Origin of the sequence: Flavobacterium sp. (assembly GCF_035299245.1) — a bacterium.
GTDB lineage: Bacteria > Bacteroidota > Bacteroidia > Flavobacteriales > Flavobacteriaceae > Flavobacterium.
In genome coordinates, this window is the sequence record NZ_DATGWY010000019.1 from 88,293 (window position 1) to 109,176 (window position 20,884).

Annotated in this window: 19 protein-coding genes; 7 read left to right on the forward strand and 12 right to left on the reverse strand. The window is 37.2% G+C overall.

The features are described 5' to 3' along the window. Positions 1–36 precede the first annotated feature (36 nt). The 4 genes from VK161_RS13060 to VK161_RS13075 all read right to left on the reverse strand — a co-directional run bounded on the left by VK161_RS13060 (position 37) and on the right by VK161_RS13075 (position 2,267). Complete coding sequence (locus VK161_RS13060) at positions 37–246, reverse strand: DUF2892 domain-containing protein (protein ID WP_324215228.1); 210 nt, start codon at positions 244–246, stop codon at positions 37–39. Between the two features lie 73 nt (positions 247–319). Next, positions 320–949, reverse strand: a complete 630-nt coding sequence (locus tag VK161_RS13065) for a Crp/Fnr family transcriptional regulator (RefSeq protein ID WP_324215229.1) — start codon at positions 947–949, stop codon at positions 320–322. Between the two features lie 6 nt (positions 950–955). Next, complete coding sequence (locus VK161_RS13070; protein ID WP_324215230.1) at positions 956–1,375, reverse strand: DUF1456 family protein; 420 nt, start codon at positions 1,373–1,375, stop codon at positions 956–958. A gap of 73 nt (positions 1,376–1,448) precedes the next feature. Beyond that, a complete protein-coding gene (locus VK161_RS13075) occupies positions 1,449–2,267 on the reverse strand; it encodes an alpha/beta hydrolase (protein WP_324215231.1) in 819 nt (272 codons plus the stop codon). A 40-nt stretch (positions 2,268–2,307) separates the two neighbouring features. On the opposite strand from VK161_RS13075, the gene VK161_RS13080 reads away from it, so the two are divergent. The 4 genes from VK161_RS13080 to VK161_RS13095 all read left to right on the forward strand — a co-directional run bounded on the left by VK161_RS13080 (position 2,308) and on the right by VK161_RS13095 (position 5,415). Beyond that, a complete protein-coding gene (locus VK161_RS13080) occupies positions 2,308–2,709 on the forward strand; it encodes an excinuclease ABC subunit B (RefSeq protein WP_324215232.1) in 402 nt (133 codons plus the stop codon). Between the two features lie 228 nt (positions 2,710–2,937). Continuing rightward, on the forward strand, positions 2,938–3,363 hold the full coding sequence (locus VK161_RS13085) for an Hsp20/alpha crystallin family protein (RefSeq protein WP_324215233.1): 426 nt from the start codon (positions 2,938–2,940) through the stop codon (positions 3,361–3,363). Between the two features lie 116 nt (positions 3,364–3,479). Continuing rightward, positions 3,480–4,499, forward strand: a complete 1,020-nt coding sequence (locus tag VK161_RS13090; RefSeq protein WP_324215234.1) for a quinone-dependent dihydroorotate dehydrogenase — start codon at positions 3,480–3,482, stop codon at positions 4,497–4,499. 52 nt (positions 4,500–4,551) lie between these two features. Next, the gene (locus VK161_RS13095) at positions 4,552–5,415 is read left to right on the forward strand and encodes a hydroxymethylglutaryl-CoA lyase (protein ID WP_324215235.1); all 864 of its coding nucleotides are present in this window, start codon (positions 4,552–4,554) and stop codon (positions 5,413–5,415) included. Positions 5,416–5,822: 407 nt separating this feature from the next. Here the strand turns inward: VK161_RS13095 and VK161_RS13100 are convergent, their stop codons facing one another. Continuing rightward, positions 5,823–8,324, reverse strand: a complete 2,502-nt coding sequence (locus VK161_RS13100) for a cation-translocating P-type ATPase (protein WP_324215236.1) — start codon at positions 8,322–8,324, stop codon at positions 5,823–5,825. Positions 8,325–8,782: 458 nt separating this feature from the next. Between VK161_RS13100 and guaB the strand changes: the two genes are divergently transcribed. Next, entirely contained in the window at positions 8,783–10,255 is a 1,473-nt protein-coding gene (guaB, locus tag VK161_RS13105) for an IMP dehydrogenase (RefSeq protein WP_324215237.1), read from the forward strand. 96 nt (positions 10,256–10,351) lie between these two features. On the opposite strand, the gene purB is transcribed toward guaB, so the two are convergent. From purB to VK161_RS13125, 4 genes are all read right to left on the reverse strand, one after another. Further along, positions 10,352–11,695, reverse strand: a complete 1,344-nt coding sequence (gene purB, locus VK161_RS13110; protein WP_324215238.1) for an adenylosuccinate lyase — start codon at positions 11,693–11,695, stop codon at positions 10,352–10,354. Positions 11,696–11,837: 142 nt separating this feature from the next. Further along, the gene (locus VK161_RS13115; protein ID WP_324215239.1) at positions 11,838–12,536 is read right to left on the reverse strand and encodes an NAD-dependent deacylase; all 699 of its coding nucleotides are present in this window, start codon (positions 12,534–12,536) and stop codon (positions 11,838–11,840) included. Between the two features lie 67 nt (positions 12,537–12,603). Continuing rightward, entirely contained in the window at positions 12,604–13,377 is a 774-nt protein-coding gene (locus VK161_RS13120) for an anti-sigma factor (protein ID WP_324215240.1), read from the reverse strand. Beyond that, positions 13,370–13,900 carry an RNA polymerase sigma factor gene (locus VK161_RS13125; protein ID WP_324215241.1) on the reverse strand — a complete coding sequence of 177 codons (531 nt, stop codon included), beginning with the start codon at positions 13,898–13,900 and terminating at the stop codon, positions 13,370–13,372. Before VK161_RS13125 ends, VK161_RS13120 begins: the two co-directional genes overlap by 8 nt. 118 nt (positions 13,901–14,018) lie before the next feature. Here VK161_RS13125 and VK161_RS13130 point away from each other — a divergent pair, with 118 nt between their 5' ends. Further along, the gene (locus tag VK161_RS13130) at positions 14,019–14,678 is read left to right on the forward strand and encodes an RNA methyltransferase (protein WP_324215242.1); all 660 of its coding nucleotides are present in this window, start codon (positions 14,019–14,021) and stop codon (positions 14,676–14,678) included. 7 nt (positions 14,679–14,685) lie between these two features. Here the strand turns inward: VK161_RS13130 and VK161_RS13135 are convergent, their stop codons facing one another. The 3 genes from VK161_RS13135 to VK161_RS13145 form a co-directional block, all read right to left on the reverse strand. Beyond that, a complete protein-coding gene (locus VK161_RS13135) occupies positions 14,686–15,453 on the reverse strand; it encodes a carboxypeptidase-like regulatory domain-containing protein (protein WP_324215243.1) in 768 nt (255 codons plus the stop codon). A gap of 145 nt (positions 15,454–15,598) precedes the next feature. Beyond that, complete coding sequence (locus tag VK161_RS13140) at positions 15,599–17,509, reverse strand: DEAD/DEAH box helicase (RefSeq protein WP_324215244.1); 1,911 nt, start codon at positions 17,507–17,509, stop codon at positions 15,599–15,601. Positions 17,510–17,818: 309 nt separating this feature from the next. Next, positions 17,819–18,391, reverse strand: coding sequence for a non-canonical purine NTP diphosphatase (locus tag VK161_RS13145; protein ID WP_324215245.1), 573 nt, complete (start codon positions 18,389–18,391; stop codon positions 17,819–17,821). Between the two features lie 119 nt (positions 18,392–18,510). Between VK161_RS13145 and VK161_RS13150 the strand changes: the two genes are divergently transcribed. Then, positions 18,511–20,871, forward strand: coding sequence for a hybrid sensor histidine kinase/response regulator (locus VK161_RS13150; protein WP_324215246.1), 2,361 nt, complete (start codon positions 18,511–18,513; stop codon positions 20,869–20,871). The last annotated feature ends 13 nt before the right edge of the window (positions 20,872–20,884 follow it).

Here is a 20,884-nt window from a genome sequence, read left to right on the forward strand (position 1 = left end):
AGCAGATAGGATTTATATTTTGATTGTGAAAAAGATCTAGGGTTTTTTAACCGAGCACGTAGTAATTCCCAATAAAGGATACAACGGACAAAAGCTAACTAAGCTAGTTAACGCGAATACTCCAGCAACTATGACAGCTATAATTCCTAATGTTCCTGAAATAGTTCCGTTATAGAATAAGAAACCTAACACTGCAGCGATTATCAATCGGATAATACGATCTGCTGAACCCATATTTTTTTTCATAATGTAAATGATTAATTAGTTATTATGAGACAAATTTAGGCAGTGTAAAAAAGGTGTGCAGTGACTTTGGTCACTAGTCCAAAACTTCGATGGTGGTTGGGCTTTGTTTGACCTTTCCTTCCATCTCTAATTTTTTGACAATTCGGCTGATGACTTCACGTGCAGTGCCGAGTTCACTAGCAATTTGACGATGCGAAATTTTTAATGGATTGTGTTGTGTTACGTCCACTTTTTCTTTTAAATAATCTAAAACACGCTTGTCTAATCGATCAAAGAGAAGTGAATTGATTGTGTCTAATAAATCGGAGTAACGCAAATTGTATTGCAGGAAGAAAAGTGAATTGAAGTCGGGAAACTTCTTTGTCCATTGCCCTAATTTTTCAGTGGGAATTAAGAGTAAATGCGAATCTTCTTCAGTTACAGCATAAATTTTACTTGGCTGATTGTTGATTCCAGCCGAAAATGACATAATGCAACTTTCATTGGGTTTGATGTAATAGAGTAGGAGTTCTTTGTCTTCGTGACGGGTAAATACTTTGATCACTCCGCTAAAAACTAGTGGGATTACTTTTATGAATTGTCCTTCACGCAACAATTCGGTGTCTTTCTTAACCTCTTTTTCGATGGCAAATTGTAGCATTTCCGAAATCAAATCCGAATTAAAATGTGGAAATTGGTGTTTGATTTGAGTCGCTAAATCCATCAGAAATTACTTTTTATTCTTTCCGTTTTTGAATTGCACTTTTTCAACAATTGGCTCCTTTTTAACTTGTTTTTTGGGAACAAATTTCTTTTTAGGAGCAGTTGTTGTAGCTGTCTTTTCTCTATTTTCTATTTTCTTTTCTCTAAATTCTTTTGGTTGCGCTTCTTTTTTGTGAATGGCAATTACATCCATAGGATTTTTTGGATTTTCTTTGGTGCCACGTAAGTAAATTACCAATCCGTTTAAAAAATTACGAAGTACTTGATCACCACATTCAACAAATTTTGGATGATCAGCATTGCGGAAAAAGTTACCAATTTCACCTTTAGACATACGGAAATCAACCAATTTTAAAATCTCTTCTATTTGGTCATCGCGAAGCATTAATGCCACACGGAGCTTTTTGAAAATATCGTTGTTATTCAATGTTTTTATTGTTTATAGTTTGTTGTTTAGGGTTATAATTTTAGTAAACTATGAACCATAAACTACCAAACAGTTAGAAAAGCCAAAGATACGCCTTTTTAAATCCTTCACGCCATAATTTTTCGTTGTGTTGTCCGCCTTTTACTATGACTTTTTTATTTTTATTTTGACATTCACAACGTTTCGAATTGACTTCGTATTCCATGGCATTTAAATCGCGCACCATATCATCATCACCTTCGCTATCGCCACACAGAAAATATACTTTGGTTTTAAAAGATTTGGTATTCTTCATCAGGTCGAAAATTTCTTTCCGGTTGAACCAAAATGAAGGTGAGAAACAACCTACTTTTCCGAACACTTTTGGATATTTTAATGCTCCATAAAAAGAGACTAAACCTCCAAGCGAACTTCCCCAAAGACAAGTGTTGTTGGCGTTCGATTTGGTTCGGTAGTTTTGATCAACATAAGGTTTTAAAGTAGCAACTATAAAATCCAAATAGTTGTCCGCATTTCCGCCATTGTACTTTTCGTGTTTAAAAGGCGTTAATTCGTCAATTCGCTTATCACCACCATGTTCAATTCCGATGACAATTACTTGTGCTGCAATACTGTCTAGGGTTTCATCAACATTCCATTCACCTACATACGAAGTTTTCGCATCAAATAAATTCTGACCGTCGTGCATGTAAATCACAGGGTATTTTTTGTTCGATTCGGAATAATTTTTAGGCAAATACACCCAGATTTTTTTCGATGAATTCAATTGAGGAGATTCAATAGTAAATGATGAAACTTGCTGGCTTGCACTACTGTTCTGAGCATTTGTGAAGCAGAATCCAAAATTAATTAAAAAGAGTAAAGCGAATTTTGAGTGTATTAATTTCCACATTTTAACAAAAAATTATATTTTAGCTAAAAATAATCATTTCATGAATACAAAAGCAGAAAAAGTAAGTTTGTTGTGCGATATGATTGCCTTTGCGATTGTAGATGGCGAATTGCACGAAAGAGAATATATGTTTCTTTCGATAATTGCTGTTGAATTAGGAATTAGCAAAGAAGAACTGAATCAGCTTTTTCATGAAGAACACCGTAGTGAAATCATTAAGAGTGAGTTTGAACGCATACAGCAATTCTATCGTTTAGCACTGTTGATGCATTGTGATGGTGTTTTACACGAACGCGAACAAATCAAAATTCGCGAAATCGGCATCAACATGGGATTGAATCCTTTTGCCATGAAACGAGTGTTAAAAGCAATGGAAGAATCGCCCACTTCAATGGTTCACCCCGATTTTCTGTTGGAAGTTTTTCAAGAGCAGCATAATTAGTTTTACTACATTCATATAGCCAAAAGCCATTCAGTATTGAATGGCTTTTGGTTTTTAAACAGTCTGAAAATTAGTCAGTTAACAAAATGTTAAAGCGGACTTTTTTTCAGTTTTTATGATGGATTTTCCCTTTTTTGATGTCAAAATGACCTGATTTTTCCATTGGTATGTAATTTGTCTTTTGCTCATCGTAATTAAAAAATCGTTTAACATTAAAACATAAAAATTATGAACTTAATTAAAAGAAGTACAGTGCCATTTCCATCCATTATTGATGAATTATTAAAACCAGATTGGTTGGGCGGAATGCAAAGTTTTAACAACAACATTCCTGCAGTAAATATCAAAGAAACCGACACAAGTTTCGGAATTGAACTCGCTGCTCCAGGAAAAACCAAAGAAGATTTCAACATCGAAATCGATCACAATGTATTGACCATTTCTTCTGAGGAAAAATCAGAGAAAGAAGAAACTCAAGGCAAATACACTCGGAAAGAATTCAACTATTCATCGTTCCGCAGAGCATTCACTTTGCCAGAAACGGTAAATACCGATTCTATTAATGCAACGTACGAAAACGGTGTTTTACATGTAGCACTTCCTAAAAAAGAAGAAGCACTTCCAAAACCAAAACGTTTAATCGAAATAGGGTAATTTTTCATCATAGTTAGGGTTGAAGAAAACGCATCTAGTTTAGGTGCGTTTTCTTTTTGTTTACACTTCTCTTACTGCAAACAATTTCCTATTTTTGCACTACAACACAACAAACTATGTACAAACTTCTCATTCGTCCGATTCTTTTTTGGTTTGATCCCGAAAAAGTTCATTATTTTACCTTTTCATTAATTCGAACACTTTGTAAAATTCCGGGTTTTCCCTCACTTTTTAAATCGTTGTATTTGGTCAATGATCAACGTTTGGAGCGTGAAGTTTTTGGATTGAAATTCAAAAACCCAGTTGGCCTTGCTGCCGGATTTGACAAAGACGCCAAATTGTACAATGAGCTGTCTGACTTCGGATTTGGTTTTATTGAAATCGGAACATTAACTCCAGTTGGCCAAGAAGGAAATCCAAAAAAGCGATTGTTTCGTTTGAAAGAAGATTCGGCCATCATCAACCGAATGGGTTTCAATAACGGCGGCGTAAAAGAAGCGGTCGAGCGTCTCAAAAAGAACAAAGGTGTTCTCATTGGCGGCAACATTGGTAAAAACAAAGTTACACCTAATGAAAATGCGGTAGACGACTACAAGATCTGTTTTGAAGCCTTATTCGATTATGTGGATTATTTTGTAGTGAATGTAAGTTCGCCCAATACTCCCAATTTACGTGAATTACAAGAAAAAGAACCGTTAAAACAACTGCTCAATCAACTTCAAACTGATAACTTACAACATACAACTCCAAAACCAATTCTACTCAAAATCGCACCCGATTTAACGGATTCACAGTTACTCGACATCATCGAAATTGTCAATGAAACCAAAATCGCGGGAGTAATAGCAACGAATACGACTTTATCACGCGAAGGTTTGCAATCCGAAAATAAGTCGGAAACTGGCGGATTATCCGGAAAACCTTTAACTAAACGTTCGACCGAAGTCATTCGTTTTCTGTCTGAAAAAAGCAATAAATCATTTCCAATTATTGGTGTAGGCGGAATCCACACTGCTGCTGATGCTATCGAAAAACTCGAAGCCGGTGCAAGCTTGATACAATTGTACACCGGATTTATCTATGAAGGTCCAAAATTGGTGCGCGATATCAATACCGCAATTTTGAAAAAATCTTAGTACATTAGCAAAAAATCTCAGTTACTCAGCCACTCAGGAACTCAGTCACTCCATGGAAAATATCAAAATCATCGAATGTCCGCGCGATGCCATGCAAGGCATCAAACCGTTTATTCCCACCGAGCGTAAAGTCGACTATATTCAGGCGTTGCTCCGCGTAGGTTTTGATACGATTGATTTTGGAAGTTTTGTTTCGCCCAAAGCGATTCCGCAAATGCAAGATACCGCTGAGGTATTAGCGCAACTCGATTTGTCGCAAACAACTAGTAAATTACTTGCCATTATTGCCAATACGCAAGGCGCTGAAATGGCTTCGGTTCACAAGGAAATCAACTATTTGGGTTTTCCGTTTTCGATTTCGGAGAATTTCCAAATGCGTAATACGCACAAAACCATAGCCGAGAGTTTGGTGACGCTACAAGAAATTTTAAACATTGCAGATAAATCCAATAAAGAGGTTGTAACTTACATTTCAATGGGTTTCGGAAATCCGTACGGCGATCCGTGGAATGTAGAAATAGTAGGCGAGTGGACTGAAAAATTGGCGCAAATGGGTGTGAAAATTCTCTCGCTTTCCGACACTGTTGGAAGCTCAACACCTGAAGTGATTGACTATTTGTTTTCCAATTTGATTCCGAAATACCCAAACATTGAATTTGGCGCGCATTTGCACACTACACCCGAAAAATGGTTTGAAAAAATCGATGCCGCCTACAAAGCCGGTTGCCGACGCTACGATGGCGCGATTCAAGGTTTTGGTGGTTGCCCTATGGCCAAAGACGATTTGACAGGCAACATGCCCACCGAAAAATTACTTTCCTATTTCACTACTGTGAAAGAAAATACGAATACAAGTCCGATGAGCTTTGAAAGCGCATACAATGTGGCTTCGCGGTTGTTTGGCGAGTTTCATTAATTTTTTACCATAAAAACTTTCAATTTTTTCTTTATCATATAAGACATATAAGTTCATGTATGTTTTCTCTTCAATGACCTTATATGCCTTATATGGTTCAAATTTTTAGTAGCTAATCCAGCTTTTCATTCCAAGTTTTTTACTTCAAACTATTTTTGTAAGCTGCGAAAAGAGCTTCCGTTGGTCGCTTTTTCACAGCAACAAAAATTGGTTTTCACTTTCAAAAAGCTTTCCATTGCAATCTGGGCTAATTCAGAAAGCGGTCGGCAGAACGCAGAAGGCAGAAAGTGCAACTGAAATACAAAACGTCTAAACTAGCCCCGATTGAAGCGGCACGCAGTAAAGCGGAAAGCGGGACAAGGCGTTATTAGAACTTTTATACGTCTGCTTCAAATAAAGAAATCTGATTAAATCAGCTTTCTTCTTCTGAATACTTTATAAATCTCAATCCACATTACTGATACAAACCCAACCAAAACACTCAATCCGACTTGCGTCCATGTAACCGAATCAAACAAAAAGAAAGTGCTGAAAACGGGTATAAAAAGCAATAAGGAAGTCATCAAAATGGTAATTCCAATGATGAGTGGAACTAGGTTGTTTTTGTACTGAATAGTAGTGAAAATAGAGTAATAAAACGAGCGATTGGCCAGTGTCAAAAAGATGTTGGATGCAATGAGTGCGATAAAGATTACGGTACGAGTGACGTTTTCCGAACAACCATCAGCCACACAATATTGATACACAAACAGTAATCCTGCGGTAATTACTAAGCCTTGAATAATACTAATGGAAATTTCTTTTAAATTGAAAAAAGTAGTAGTCAGCGGTCGTGGTTGTTGCAGCATTAAATTGCGTTCCATGGGTTCGTTTTCGTAAATAATAGAGCAAGTCGGACCCATAATTATCTCAAAAAATATAATGTGAACGGGTGTAAAAATATTGGGATACATCCAACCCAAAGCCAACGGAATGAATACAATTAATATGATTGGAATGTGAATGGAAATGATGTACTGAATGGCTTTTTTTAAGTTGATGTAAATTTTTCTTCCCATGGCAATAGCGTCGGTCATTTTGGAAAAATCATCATCAATTAGGATTAAATTGGCGGCTTGTTTAGCGATTTCAGTTCCTTTTTTGCCCATGGCAATTCCGATGTGCGCCGATTTTAAAGCTGGACCATCATTGACTCCATCGCCTGTCATGGCTACAATTTGGTTGTTGGCTTTTAACGCCTGAATGATTTTTAGTTTGGCTTCGGGAAACATTCGGGTAAAAATGGCCGTTTCCATTACTTTCACTTTTAGCGTTGCTTCGTCCATGGCCATTAATTCGTCGCCATTTAAGACTTTGTCTGCCTCTTTAAATCCGACTTGTTTGGCAATAGTTGAGGTGGTTGCTGCATTGTCGCCCGTTACAATTTTCAGTTGAATTCCGGCTTTGTAAAACGTTTCAAAAACGTCTTGAATGTTGGCTTTCGGCGGATCGTAAAACGCGACCAATCCTTTAAAATGAAACTTCAATTCTTGTTGGGTTTTGGGGTAATCGTTGCCTGAAAATTCGGTAACACCAACACCTAAAACGCGATAACCTTCGTTGGCGATGGTTTCCATTGCGGTTACAATTTTCTTTTGATCGGCTTCCGATAAATGACTTACTTCGATCAACGCTTCGGGTGCGCCTTTGGCAGCGATGATTCTTTTACCATTTTTATCTTCAAAAACGTGTGTCATCATCGGTGGTTTTCCGCTCAAAGGATATTCATGAATCAATTTAAAATTAGGTCGTTCATCAGTTGATTCTATATTGGTATACGCCTCATGAATGGCAATTTCCATGGCATCAAAAGGCGTAGGTTCGCTTGACCACATGGCCAAACTTAGTAGTTCTTCGGCTTCAGGGTTGAGTTTTTCGTTGGTATTGACAATGGCATCCGAAGTGAAAAGATACAACTGCGCCAAACTCATTTTATTTTCGGTGATGGTTCCGGTTTTGTCGGTGCAGATTACCGTTGCACTTCCCAAGGTTTCTACGGTTTTGGTTTGTTTGGTGATGATTCCCATCTTCATCAAACGCCACGCACCCAACGCCATGAAGGAAGCAAATGCCACCGGAATTTCTTCGGGAATAACACTCATGGCAATGGTTAGTGCTTTGAGTAAACTGTCTAAAACACTTTTCGAATTATAGTAATTTACTGCCCAAACGATGCCAAAAATGAGGATTCCAATAATGGACATTTTCTTGACAAAGTTGGTAATCTGGATTTGCAAAGGCGTTTTTTCTTCGGCAATTTCATTTAAACTTTTGCCTATTTTTCCGAGTTGCGTTTGGTTTCCGATAGCAGTAACTTCGCAAATTGCCATTCCTGTTGCCACAGTTGTTCCTTGAAAAACGATTTTATTTTCGGAATCCTCATTTTTAAAAACGGAAAGTGATTCGCCCGTTAATATCGCTTCGTTTACTGAAAAATCGTGCGATTGTAAGATTGTAGCATCGGCGGGAACAAAACTTCCTTCTTCGATTTGAATGCAATCACCCAACACAATTTCTTCGCTTTGAATTTCGATTAGTTCACCATTTCGAATGACTTTACTTTTGGGTTGCGACATTTTTTTGAGCGCATCAATGGCATTACGACTGCGTGATTCCTGAAAAAGAGAGATTGCCGCTACCAAAAAAATTGCAAAAGTCATAAAGATACCATCACCCAAATCGCCCGAAATATAATAAATACTCGCTGCTGCCACCAATAATAAAAACATAGGTTCTTTAACCATTTCGAGTAAAGAATTCAAAAAGTGATTCTTTTTTTGATGTTCTAACGAATTAGAACCTCCCGTTTTTCGAGATGAAAGCACCTCTTGATGGGAAAGTCCGGTAATTGATGGTTTAAATTCGCTCATAATGAAATTGTTGTGGTACTCTAAGGTAGTGATTTTTATTGGATTTATGGGGAAATGATTGGGTTATTTTTGATAGTGTTCAGTGTTCAGAACGCAGAACACAGAAGGCAGAAAGTACTACTGAAATACAAAACGTCTAAACTAGCCCCGATTGGAGGAAGCACCGCGTGCGACGGAAAGCGGGACGAGGCGTTATTAGAATTACTAAATTGCTGCTTCAAATAAAAAAAAAACCGTTTAATCAGCGTTTTGTGCAAGCAAATCCGTTTAATCCGCGTTCCAAAATGAGCCAAGTGAATGAGATGCTTCGTTTCCCGAGAAGTCGGGACAAGCTCTCAGCATGACAAGTTAGACGTTTAAAAATCGATGTCTAAAAAAACTAATCACTAATCACTATTCACTAATCACTTTTTTCACTACATTTGCATGCAATTTAACTACAACAACTAAATTGCAACATGAAGGCACACATTTCTAAAATCGTTGGAGAAGGTCTTACTTACGACGATGTTCTGCTCATCCCAAATTACTCCGAAGTTTTACCGCGCGAAGTCAGTATTCAATCCAAATTTACACGTAACATTATGTTGAATGTTCCTATCGTTTCCGCTGCAATGGATACGGTAACCGAAAGTTCAATGGCGATTGCTATGGCGCAAGAAGGTGGAATAGGCGTACTGCACAAAAACATGACCATCGAGCAACAAGCAGCCAAAGTGCGGAAAGTAAAACGTGCGGAAAGCGGTATGATCATCGATCCGGTGACGCTTCCGTTAACCGCCACGGTGGGCGATGCGAAACAAGCGATGAAAGAGTTCAGTATCGGTGGAATTCCGGTAGTGGACGAAAACGGAACGTTAAAAGGAATTGTGACCAATCGTGATTTGCGTTTTGAAAAAGTCAATTCGCGCTCGATATTGGAAGTGATGACGTCTCAAAATTTAGTTACCGCTGCCGAAGGAACTACACTACAAGAAGCCGAAGGCATTTTACAAGAAAACAAAATTGAAAAATTGCCTGTTGTAGACAACAATTACAAATTAGTTGGTTTGATTACCTTTAGAGATATTACCAAATTAGCACAAAAACCAATTGCGAATAAAGATCGTTACGGTCGTTTAAGAGTAGCTGCTGCTTTGGGTGTAACTGCCGATGCTTTGGAAAGAGCCACAGCTTTGGTCAATGCTGGAGTAGACGCAGTCATTATTGATACGGCGCACGGACACACGCAAGGCGTGGTAAAAGTGTTGAAAGAAGTAAAAGCGAAATTTCCTGATTTGGATGTAGTTGTTGGAAATATCGCTACGCCTGAAGCCGCTTTGTATTTAGTAGAAAATGGAGCTGATGCGGTGAAAGTCGGTATTGGACCTGGTTCGATTTGTACTACACGTGTTGTGGCTGGAGTTGGTTTTCCACAGTTTTCTGCCGTATTGGAAGTCGCTGCTGCATTGCGTGGAAGTGGCGTTCCGGTGATTGCTGATGGTGGAATTCGATATACAGGCGATATCCCGAAAGCGATTGCTGCGGGTGCCGATAGTGTAATGTTGGGTTCATTGTTAGCCGGAACTAAAGAATCGCCAGGTGAAACCATCATTTTTGAAGGAAGAAAATTCAAATCGTACCGCGGAATGGGTTCGGTAGAAGCGATGCAAGAAGGTTCGAAAGACCGTTATTTCCAAGATGTAGAAGACGATATTAAAAAATTAGTTCCAGAAGGAATTGTAGGTCGTGTTCCGTACAAAGGTGAATTGAACGAAAGTATGCAGCAATTCATTGGCGGTTTACGTGCCGGAATGGGTTATTGTGGTGCGAAAGACATTCCGACACTACAAGAAACAGGAAAGTTTGTTAGAATTACTACCAGTGGAATAGGCGAGAGTCATCCGCATAATGTGACGATTACTAAGGAAGCACCGAATTATTCAAGATAGTTTAACCGCAAAGTTCGCAAGGTATTTACGCAAGGTTCGCAATGATTATATAGTGTTCTTCGTGTTTTTGCTTTGCGAACTTTGCGGTTGAAAATTTTATATTCCTAAATAATTACTTGGCGATATAGCCAATAATTCACTTTTAATGGCCTCCGAAACGTCTAAAGTCCCGATGAATTCGTGAATCGATGCTTTAGTGATGGCTGTGTTGGTTCTGGTCAATCCTTTCAGCGCTTCATATGGATTTGGATAGCCTTCTCTACGAAGAATCGTTTGAATGGCTTCGGCTACGACTGCCCAATTTTTTTCTAAATCTTCGGAAAATTTATCTTCGTTTAAAAGAAGTTTGTTTAAGCCTTTTAACGTGGCTTCAAAAGCAATTAAGGTATGTCCGATGGGAACACCAATGTTGCGTAAAACTGTACTGTCCGTCAAATCGCGTTGCAAACGAGAAACCGGAAGTTTGGCTGAAAGATGTTCAAAAATCGCATTGGCAATTCCGAGATTTCCTTCGCTGTTTTCAAAATCAATTGGGTTGACTTTGTGAGGCATAGCCGATGAACCGATTTCGCCTGCTTTGATTTTTTGTTTGAAATAATCCATCGAAACGTACGTCCAGATGTCGCGATCCAAATCGATGATGATGGTGTTGATTCGTTTTAAAGCATCAAAAAAGGCCGCAAAATGATCGTAATGTTCGATTTGAGTAGTAGGGAATGAATGGTGTAAACCCAATACTTCCTCTACGAAATGCGTCCCAAATTTTTTCCAATCGATGTTAGGATAGGCCACATGATGTGCGTTGTAATTTCCCGTTGCTCCACCAAATTTAGCGGCAAACGGAATGTTGAACAACAAACGCATTTGCTCCTCTAAACGTTCTACAAACACCAAAATTTCTTTTCCTAATCGAGTAGGAGAAGCCGGTTGACCGTGTGTTCTTGCTAACATTGGAACGTCTTTCCATTCCATTGCTAATTCTTTTAATTTGGCAATTACAGCAATTAAGCTCGGTAAATATACTTTTTCAAAAGCTTCTTTAGTGGATAATGGAATGGCTGTGTTGTTGATGTCTTGCGAAGTCAATCCGAAGTGAATGAACTCTTTATAAGGTGATAAATTGAGTGCTTCAAATTGGTCCTTGATGAAATATTCCACCGCTTTGACATCGTGGTTGGTTACTTTTTCGGTGTCTTTTATTTTTTGAGCATCTTCCGAAGAAAAATTAGTATAAATACTGCGTAACTCGTCAAAAAGAGTTACATCTACACCCGAAAGCTGAGGTACATTGGCTTCGCAAAGTGCAATGAAATATTCGATTTCGACTAAAACTCGGTATTTGATGAGTGCTTCTTCTGAAAAGTAAGGCGATAAAGAAATCGTTTTGCTTCTGTATCTTCCGTCAATTGGAGAAACTGCGTTTAATTCGGATAGTTGCATGAGTTGTGTTGTTGTTTTGAAGGTGCAAATTTAGTTATTAGTTGTAAGTTGTGAGTTATAAGTTGTGATTTTTTTTAATCTATAAAGGTTCTCGGCTATAATCTAAAAGTGAATTGAAAATCGATGACCTACAACCAAAAACCTACAACTTCTTCAACAATTTCTCTCTCAAAATTGGTACACCTTCCGTTGCATTCATTGCTATTACTTCTAACGGATTGGACAAATCGTAAATAGTAGCCGGATTGGGATCGATGTAAAAAATAGGAATGTTATAATTGGTATAATGTAGTAATCCAGCGGCAGGATAAACTTGCAGTGAAGTTCCAATCACAGCAAAATAATCGGCTTGTTGAGTGATTGCAACCGCTTCTTCCAAAGCCGGAACCGCTTCACCAAACCACACAATGTGGGGTCGAAGTTGAAATCCATCTCGGTCTACATCGCCAATTTTCAAATCGGTTTTCCAATCTAAAATTTCCAGCGGAGGATTACGATCGCTTCTCACTTTGAATAGTTCGCCGTGCAAATGCAACACCTTTGAACTTCCCGCTTGTTCGTGCAAATTATCGACGTTTTGAGTGATGATGTGAACGTCGAAATCACTTTCTAACTCAGCCAAAATAATATGACCTAAATTAGGTTGCACTTCGTGTAATTGTCTACGACGTTGGTTGTAAAAATCGAGCACTAGCTCTTTGTTTTTTCGCCAACCATCGTAAGAGGCCACTTCCATCACATCGTGTCCTTCCCATAATCCGCCTGCATCACGAAAGGTTTTAATTCCGCTTTCAGCCGAAATTCCGGCGCCAGTTAATACTACCAATTTCTTTTTTTCCATTTTCAAAAATAAATAAAAAAACCTCAAATGAACAATCAGATGAGGTTTTGAAATGGTGTTTTTAATGTTATACTTTTCCTAAAGTGTACAATTGTTCCATTGTAGGCGAAGCACTTCCGCCTGCAGGTTCAAGTGTAATTCCGAAGGCTTCTGCACCATCGGCATTTTCAACTTTAAACACTCGTGTTTCTTCAGCCGTAAAGTTTTCTAATAAACCTATACTGGTTGGAGTCAATACAGGTTGCAGTTTCAACGCCCAAATTTGGTATACTTTTCCTTCTGGTGGTTCAGGTAAACCTGCTGCATCAATGTATACTTCTTTGGTCTGCTTGTTATAGTACGCTTTAGCATACGAAGTAGGCGAAACAGCTTGTCCGGCAAGAGCTACAACGGTATTGTTTTGATCTCGGATGACATCTAAAATCGACTCTGTTGCTTTCTTTTTGCCTTCTAAAACGGTAACTGAATTTTCTAATTCTTTATTTTTATTAATTAATTCTACTTTAGACGAATTCATTTGAAAGTACATGAATCCTGCGCCTAAAAGCATTACTATGGAAGCAGCCCAACCTAAATAAGCTCTTGACTGCGTTGGTTTCATTTGGATGACTTTGTGTTTTTCCAATAATTTTTGTCTGATTTGCTCGTAATTTCGTGCAGATAAATGCGGAGCAACACTTTGCGATAAATTAATTACCGCCTTTTCAATGGCTTCAATTTCATCACGAATGTCTTGATGTTGTGATGCCATTTCCTGAACCTCTTTATTTTCTTGCTCGTTGAGAGTACCAAAAACGAAGAGTTCTAAGATTCCTGATTCTATATATTCTTTACTATCCATTTACAAAAGTTCTTAAATCATTTAAGCAATTTCTATTATTTGTTTTCACTGTTCCCAACGGAATATTCAATTCCTCAGAAGCTTCTTGTTGGGTATATCCTTGGAAAAACAACAACTCAAAAAGTTCAATACATTTTGGTTTTAATCGTCGTAAAAGCGCTTTTATTCCGATTGCATCAATCTTACTCGTTTCTTTCGAATTGTCGTCTAATAGATTTACGAAATTATCTGTGGATAGGTTTTGAGCACTCTTCTTATAATTTTTAGAACGGAGTTTGTCAATGGTCGTATTCCGAGCAATATTGAGCATCCACGTGTACAATCGACCCTTTGATTCATTATAAGAATCAATGTTATTCCAGATTTTTACAAATACTTCTTGAAGCACATCTTCGGCTTCTTCTTTGTTTTTGATTAGATTGAAAATTACTCCATACAAACTTTTTGAGTAATGATCGTATAAATACGTGAAAGAAGATGAGTCCTTCCTCAGTATCTGTGCTACAATTTCTTCCTGTGTCATACCTAGTGTTTTTGCGAAGATAAGAAATATAAATTTCTACTTTACTCTACTTTTGTTAAGAAAATTAAAAAAGGGATGCTTTTTTTTGAATTTTAGTAAGAAATTCTAATTTTGAGCCATGAATTTGGACTTATTAGAATACCTTGAAGGTTTTTTAACCGATAGTAGGAAAGAAAAATTTCTAAAAATATTAGAAAATCGTACCAACCACTTTACGATTGCAATGGAAGATGTGTATCAACTGCACAATACAAGTGCTGTGATGCGCAGTTGCGAGGTTTTTGGGATACAGGAATTGAATGTAGTGGAACAAAAATTTGGTAAACGAATCGACACTGAAATTGCGATGGGCGCTCAGAAGTGGGTCGACATTAACAGGTTCAATTCGATGCAAAATTGTATGGATTCTTTAAAAGAAAAAGGCTATCAAATTATTGCAACAACACCACACAATGATTCGTGTATGTTGCATGAATTTGATATTTCCAAACGCAGTGCGATTTTTTTTGGAACCGAGCGCGATGGACTTTCGCAAGAAGTGATCGATCAAGCTGATGGTTATTTGAAAATTCCGATGGTAGGTTTTACGGAAAGTTTGAATATTTCGGTTTCGGCGGCAATTATTATTCAAGACATTACCAATCGATTACGTCAATCGGAAGTAGATTGGAAATTAACGCCAGATGAAATTTTGCAAAAACGATTGACCTGGACGCGCAATTCGATTAAAGATATCAAGCGGATTGAGGAAAGATATTACAATCAAAAAAAGGAATAGTTTATTTCTATTTCTTTCTCAGCACCTTATATTCCTCATAACAGCCACTAATCGCATCCATGATTTGAAGATCATTAGCGGTTTCAATAAAGGTTTGAGAATAATTACAGTGTTGAAGTATCTCTGGAATTTCGTCTTTGTCAATTCCTAAAAGTGCCGCCAATGTTTCGCGATCAAATTTGGTTTCTAAGGCATTTCGAACCGTGTCGTCTTTACGCATTTCCTTCAGCTTTCGGAGTTCTTTGGGTTTGTTTCCGAAGAAATTATACAGCATATCAGCTGGATTGAAAATGGAGTTCATCACTCTCGAAAAGGCTTTTGGTGACTGCTCTCCAACTTCATACGATTTTGATAAACCCGAAATGCTGTACGAATAATTCTCTTTATATGGAATCAATTTGCTATCCACTTCCAAATAACCAGTAAGCATGTATTTACGTACTAAAACTTCTTCCAAAGCGATGGCTTTTTCGGTTAAAAGGATTTTAGTGGTTTCGTTTTTAACCCAGTCATTGGTGACTCTCACCCGCAATGATTGATATCCGATGCAAGTAATGTGAATCGTATCGTTCACACTGGCTTCAATTTCAAATACACCTTTACTGTTCGAAGTCGACCCTTTTACTTTGTTGATGTTAATTACATTCACATTGGATAGTGGAAGTAAATTAACGCTGTTTAAAATGGTTCCAGAAACTTTAGTTTTGAGCGAAGTGTCTTGCGCAAAAGTAGTGTTTAGGGTAAGTAGAAGTAGGAAAGCTAGTAGATATCTCATTGTCAGTTTTGAATGGTTAAAAGTAGTAAAGTCAACGGATATTTTATCTCAATTATAAGAAAATTAACAAAATGATGTAAAAAAACTCCAATCAAAATAAATTCAGATTGGAGTTTTTATTCATTAGAATATGAAGCTTTTACAACTAACTTCTTCTTGGTCTTCTATTTTTTGCAGCTTCGAATGAACGACCTGCCGGACGATCAGAATTTCCTTCCGAACGACGTGGCGCTCTTTCTTCTCTTTGAAACGAACCTGGTTCTCTTTTTGGAGCCGAACTTTTAAATCCGCCTTCACGACTTGAACCCGAACGATCGCTTCTTGGTCCGAAACTACCGCCTCGTGAACCCGAACTTCTTTCGCCATCACGTCTTCCGCCAAAACCACCCGAACTTCTGCGTTCACCGCCCGAATTTCTTCCGTTATGGTCACGTCGTTCACGACTTCCGCCGTCATTTTTAGAAATTTCAACGTTGATACGTCTTCCGTTTAAGTCGAAACCGTTTAAGATTTCCATTACTTTTTCAGTATGTTCTCCATCGGTATTAAAGAAAGAGAAACCTTCTTTAACATCTACTTTGAATACATCATCACGACCCAAATCAAGCGTTTCTTTTAAGAAATCTTTCAATTGCATCCAATCGAAATCGTCTCTCGCTCCAATGTTGATGAAATAACGAACCGGATCGCCTGCTCTAATTTCTCTTGGTTCAGACGAACTTCTTTCTGATTTTTCACCCGATAAATCGCGTTTCTTTTTATAGTACGAAATGAATCGATTGAACTCAACCGAGACCATTTTCTTGATCAATTCTTCTTTGGTTAAACCATCCAAAACTTCATTAATAGCCGGAAGATAGTTGTCAATTTCGTGATCTACTTCTGTATCTTTAATTTTGTTGGCTAAGTGTAACAACTGAATTTCGCAAATTTCGATACCACTTGGGATGGTTTTCTCTTCAAATTTTTGTTTGATGATTTTTTCAATCGAATGGATTTTACGAATTTCACTTTTGGTAATAATTACTATCGAAGTTCCTAATTTACCAGCACGACCAGTACGTCCTGAACGGTGATTGTAGGTTTCAATTTCATCAGGTAATTGATAATTCACTACGTGTGTAATGTTATCAACGTCAATTCCACGTGCCGCAACATCGGTCGCAACCAACATTTGAATTTGTCTACCTCTGAACGATTTCATCACACCATCACGTTGCGCTTGCGATAAATCGCCGTGTAACGCAGCAGCACTGTAACCGTCTTCAATTAATTTTTCAGCAACGGCTTGCGTGTCTCTTTTCGTTCTACAAAAAACTACTGAGAAGATATCTGGGTTAGCATCCGCCAAACGTTTCAGAGCTTCATAACGATCGCGAGCGTTTACACAATAAAATTCGTGTGAAACAGTAGCTGAACCTGAATTTTTAGTTCCAACCGTAATTTCGGCTGGATCGGCCATGAATTTCTTAGCAATACGCGCTACTTCAGCAGGCATTGTTGCCGAGAATAACCATGTTCTTTTTTCGTCTGGAGTATCCGAAAGAATCGAAACGATGTCTTCATAAAATCCCATGTTCAACATCTCATCGGCTTCGTCCAGAATACAATAGTTGATGTTTTTAATGTTCACAAGACCACGATTGATCATGTCTTGCATTCTTCCTGGTGTAGCCACAATAATTTGTGCTCCACGTTTTACCTCTCGGGCTTGTTCTGTTATGCTTGCACCACCGTAAACTGCAACTGTATGTAATCCTTTTACATATTTTGAGTAAAGTTTAATCTCATTTGTGATTTGTAAGCAAAGTTCGCGCGTTGGGGATAAAATTAACGCTTGCGTGCTTCGGTCTTCAGCATCAATTTTTTGAATCAGCGGAAAACCAAAAGCTGCTGTTTTCCCTGTACCTGTTTGTGCTAAAGCCACTAAGTCTGTTTCTTGTTCTAATAAAACCGGAATCGCTTTTTCTTGCACTTCTGACGGATTCTCAAATCCTAGATCTTTGATCGCCAGCAGTAACGATTCATTCAGACCTAATTGTTCAAATTTATTCATAAAGTATTTTAAATTGGGTGCAAAGGTAGTCTTTAAATACCATATAAACTAATTTGTTAGTTGCTGGTAATTAGAAAGTTAACTTTTGCTTAACAAAGTGGCTGAGTGACTGAGCAGCTGATTGACTGAGTTTCTGTTAAATTTTAAGATCTTTTTGTGGGATTTTTAGGAGCAGAAAAGTTGTCGTTCTTACCACAGTTGTCCCGCTTTCCGCGCTACAAGCCTACTTGTCGTCAGGCTAGGTAGCTAGCTTCAATCGGGGCTAATGTAGACCTATATCGATACTTTGAAACTCTGTAACTTTGAAACTTAGAAACTTAAAAAATCCACTAACTTACGCACGGCAATTCCGCGATGACTAATACTTGATTTTTCTTCTATTGAAAGTTGGGCAAAAGTTTTTTCATAGCCATCGGCCACAAAAATAGGATCGTAACCAAAACCATTGGTTCCGATTTTTTCTTCGATAATTGTACCGTTGATAATTCCTGTAAAAAGATGTTGCTCACCATTTAGATTCAAACAAATTACGGTTTTGAAATTGGCTTTTCGATTCGCTTTATTTTTTAGATTTTCGAGTACTTTTTCGATGTTTTTGTGGTCATCTCTGGGTTCACCAGCATACCGAGCCGAATAAACACCTGGTGCACCATTCAAAGCATCAATTTCCAAACCCGAATCATCGGCAAAACAATTGTAACCGAATTTTTCAGTTACGTAATTGGCTTTTAAAATGGCATTTTCTTCAATAGTATCGGCTGTTTCAGGAATATCATCAAAGCAACCAATGTCTTCCAAACTCAGAATTTGAATGGAATTGGGTACTAATAATTGGATCTCTTTGATTTTGTTTTTGTTGTTGGAAGCGAAAACGAGTTGCATTTTTTTTTTTTACAAAGCTAATCACTTGTAGAAAAATAAATTAACTTTTTTTATTTTTTTAAAACCATAACTTTTTTTTTCGCGTAAATACAATTCCCAAACAACAAAAAACAACCTACATGAAAACAAAAAATACCTTATTATTTTGGTTAACTATTGTTTTATTTTTAATCAGTTTTAACGGGCATTCGCAGTTTCTAATCCAAGAGAACACCAACTTTACAAGCCAGTCACTTCATAAATACACTTCAATTTTGAATGTGAAGGACAAGAATATTTCAATTAAAGAAGTACTCCAAATTCCGAAAGACAAATTTGAACCACTTGTTTTTGAAAATACCGATTTAGGATTCACAACCGACAATTATTGGTTGCATTTTTCCATCAAAAATAATAAATCAAAAGCGGTAAGCTATTATTTAGAAACCTCACGACCTATAGTAGATGTTGCTCATTTCTATAAGATATATCCCAATGGAAAAATTTCATTTCAGAAAAGTGGCGATGTAATTCCTTTTAAAGAACGCAGTTTTCAACACCGAAAAACCATTTTTAAAATCAACCTCCAACCTAATGAAACGGGTAATTATTACTTGCATTTAGGTAGCGATGGTGAAGTAATCAATGTTCCTTTATTACTCAGAACTACTGATGATTTGATTGTGAATTCGTCGTTTGAACAAATTGTGTTTGGGTTTTTCTACGGAATTTTAATCATTGCGTTCATACTGTATTTCTTCTTTTTTTATGCAATGAGGCAAAAAGTATTTTTGTATTACAGTTTGTATGTGGTTTTTATCGGATTGTTGCAATTTTCGCTAGACGGTTATTTTTATCAATTCATCACACCTAATTCAGGTTGGCTTTCCAATAAATCAGTGCTGTTGTTTGCTGTAATCTCGGGATTCTTTTTAGGAAATTATGCTCAGTATTATTTGAATGTAAAACAAATCAGCAATCGTTTGTACACAGCCTATAATGTATTGTACGCTTGTTTTGGAGCTTTGTTTTTTGTTATTGTTTTTGTACCAAAATGGTTTCATTACGGTTATCCTGCAATGAATGCATTAGGGTTGTTTTTGCTGATTTTAATTATCACATCGTTGATTGAAATTTATTCCAAAACCAAACAAGTCTATCAGTTTTTCACTTTGGGAATTTTGTCGTTGGTAATTGGCTTTGTGATTTTTATTTTGAAGAATTTCGGATTATTACCTAATAATTTCATTACCGAAAACAGCTCTAAATTAGGAACTGGTTTGGAAATTATTTTCCTGTCATTATCAATGGCGAGTTTGATTAAAAAACTGAAAGAAGATCGAGAAAACCTTCAAAATTTAGCGCTTCAAAAAGCCGAGGAGATGAATGAATTAAAGACGTATTTCCTTTCTAATATAAGTCACGAATTGCGTACGCCTTTAAACACAATAATGAATTTTATTGAGTCGATTAAGGGTGAAACCGATAGTAATTCGATACAAGAAAAGTGCGAAGTGATTCGAAGTTCATCAACGAGTTTGTTAAGTTCGGTAAATGATATTCTCGATTTTTCTAAAATAGAAAAAGACGAAATCAAGTTGGAACTAGTCGAATTCGATGCTCATAAATTATTTGACGAAATTAGAAATAATAGTACCATTTTAGCGCAAGGAAAAGGATTGGATTTTCAATACATTTCTTCACCAGACTTGCCAAAAATGATGAAAGGTGATGGTGAACGCATACGACAAATTATCACTAATTTAATTTCCAACGCTATAAAATTTACATCAGAAGGTTTTGTGAAATTTAAAGTGGAATCGAAAAATGTAAATGGTAAAGTAACTTTGACTTTCATCGTTTCGGATACTGGAGAAGGAATTGCAAAAGAAAAAATGAACAGTATTTTTGATTCCTTTTCGCAACAAACTATAGATAACAAGCGCAAATACGGTGGTTTAGGCCTAGGATTGTATATTGTAAAAGCCTTGGTCAATCTTCATAAAGGCGAAATTGATATGCAAAGTATTGTCAATCAAGGAACCGTTTGTAAAGTTCAACTCAACGTTGAAGAAGTTGTGGTTAAAGAAGAAGTAAAACCAGTTGCATCTTTAGAATACGACTTGAAAGGCAAGCGAATTTTAGTTGTTGAAGACAATGCCATGAACCAAATGGTGTTGAAAATGATCACCAAAAAATGGTTGAATACAGAGGTCGATTATGCCAATAATGGTGAAGAAGGATTGGAATTTTTGCACAACCAAAAATACGATGTCATATTGATGGATTTACAAATGCCTGTCATGGATGGTTATGAAGCTACAATTGCCATTCGAAGCGGAAATTCGGGTATCAATGATAAAAATATACCCATTATAGCCGTAACTGCCGATGTAATGGAAGCAACTAAAGATCGAGTGAAGGAAATCGGCATGAATCATTACTTGTCCAAACCCGTTAATAAAGATACTTTGTTTGAAACCATTCAGAGTTGTGCCTAATTTTTTTGAAAAA

What these genes read in the sequence shown, in the direction of transcription:
- VK161_RS13060 (WP_324215228.1), bottom strand. Translation starts at nt 246, where the DNA reads ATGAAAAAAAATATGGGTTCAGCAGATCGTATTATCCGATTGATAATC.
- VK161_RS13065 (WP_324215229.1), bottom strand. Translation starts at nt 949, where the DNA reads ATGGATTTAGCGACTCAAATCAAACACCAATTTCCACATTTTAATTCG.
- VK161_RS13075 (WP_324215231.1), bottom strand. Translation starts at nt 2,267, where the DNA reads ATGTGGAAATTAATACACTCAAAATTCGCTTTACTCTTTTTAATTAAT.
- VK161_RS13080 (WP_324215232.1), top strand. Translation starts at nt 2,308, where the DNA reads ATGAATACAAAAGCAGAAAAAGTAAGTTTGTTGTGCGATATGATTGCC.
- VK161_RS13085 (WP_324215233.1), top strand. Translation starts at nt 2,938, where the DNA reads ATGAACTTAATTAAAAGAAGTACAGTGCCATTTCCATCCATTATTGAT.
- VK161_RS13090 (WP_324215234.1), top strand. Translation starts at nt 3,480, where the DNA reads ATGTACAAACTTCTCATTCGTCCGATTCTTTTTTGGTTTGATCCCGAA.
- VK161_RS13095 (WP_324215235.1), top strand. Translation starts at nt 4,552, where the DNA reads ATGGAAAATATCAAAATCATCGAATGTCCGCGCGATGCCATGCAAGGC.
- VK161_RS13100 (WP_324215236.1), bottom strand. Translation starts at nt 8,324, where the DNA reads ATGAGCGAATTTAAACCATCAATTACCGGACTTTCCCATCAAGAGGTG.
- guaB (WP_324215237.1), top strand. Translation starts at nt 8,783, where the DNA reads ATGAAGGCACACATTTCTAAAATCGTTGGAGAAGGTCTTACTTACGAC.
- purB (WP_324215238.1), bottom strand. Translation starts at nt 11,695, where the DNA reads ATGCAACTATCCGAATTAAACGCAGTTTCTCCAATTGACGGAAGATAC.
- VK161_RS13115 (WP_324215239.1), bottom strand. Translation starts at nt 12,536, where the DNA reads ATGGAAAAAAAGAAATTGGTAGTATTAACTGGCGCCGGAATTTCGGCT.
- VK161_RS13120 (WP_324215240.1), bottom strand. Translation starts at nt 13,377, where the DNA reads ATGGATAGTAAAGAATATATAGAATCAGGAATCTTAGAACTCTTCGTT.
- VK161_RS13125 (WP_324215241.1), bottom strand. Translation starts at nt 13,900, where the DNA reads ATGACACAGGAAGAAATTGTAGCACAGATACTGAGGAAGGACTCATCT.
- VK161_RS13130 (WP_324215242.1), top strand. Translation starts at nt 14,019, where the DNA reads ATGAATTTGGACTTATTAGAATACCTTGAAGGTTTTTTAACCGATAGT.
- VK161_RS13135 (WP_324215243.1), bottom strand. Translation starts at nt 15,453, where the DNA reads ATGAGATATCTACTAGCTTTCCTACTTCTACTTACCCTAAACACTACT.
- VK161_RS13140 (WP_324215244.1), bottom strand. Translation starts at nt 17,509, where the DNA reads ATGAATAAATTTGAACAATTAGGTCTGAATGAATCGTTACTGCTGGCG.
- VK161_RS13145 (WP_324215245.1), bottom strand. Translation starts at nt 18,391, where the DNA reads ATGCAACTCGTTTTCGCTTCCAACAACAAAAACAAAATCAAAGAGATC.
- VK161_RS13150 (WP_324215246.1), top strand. Translation starts at nt 18,511, where the DNA reads ATGAAAACAAAAAATACCTTATTATTTTGGTTAACTATTGTTTTATTT.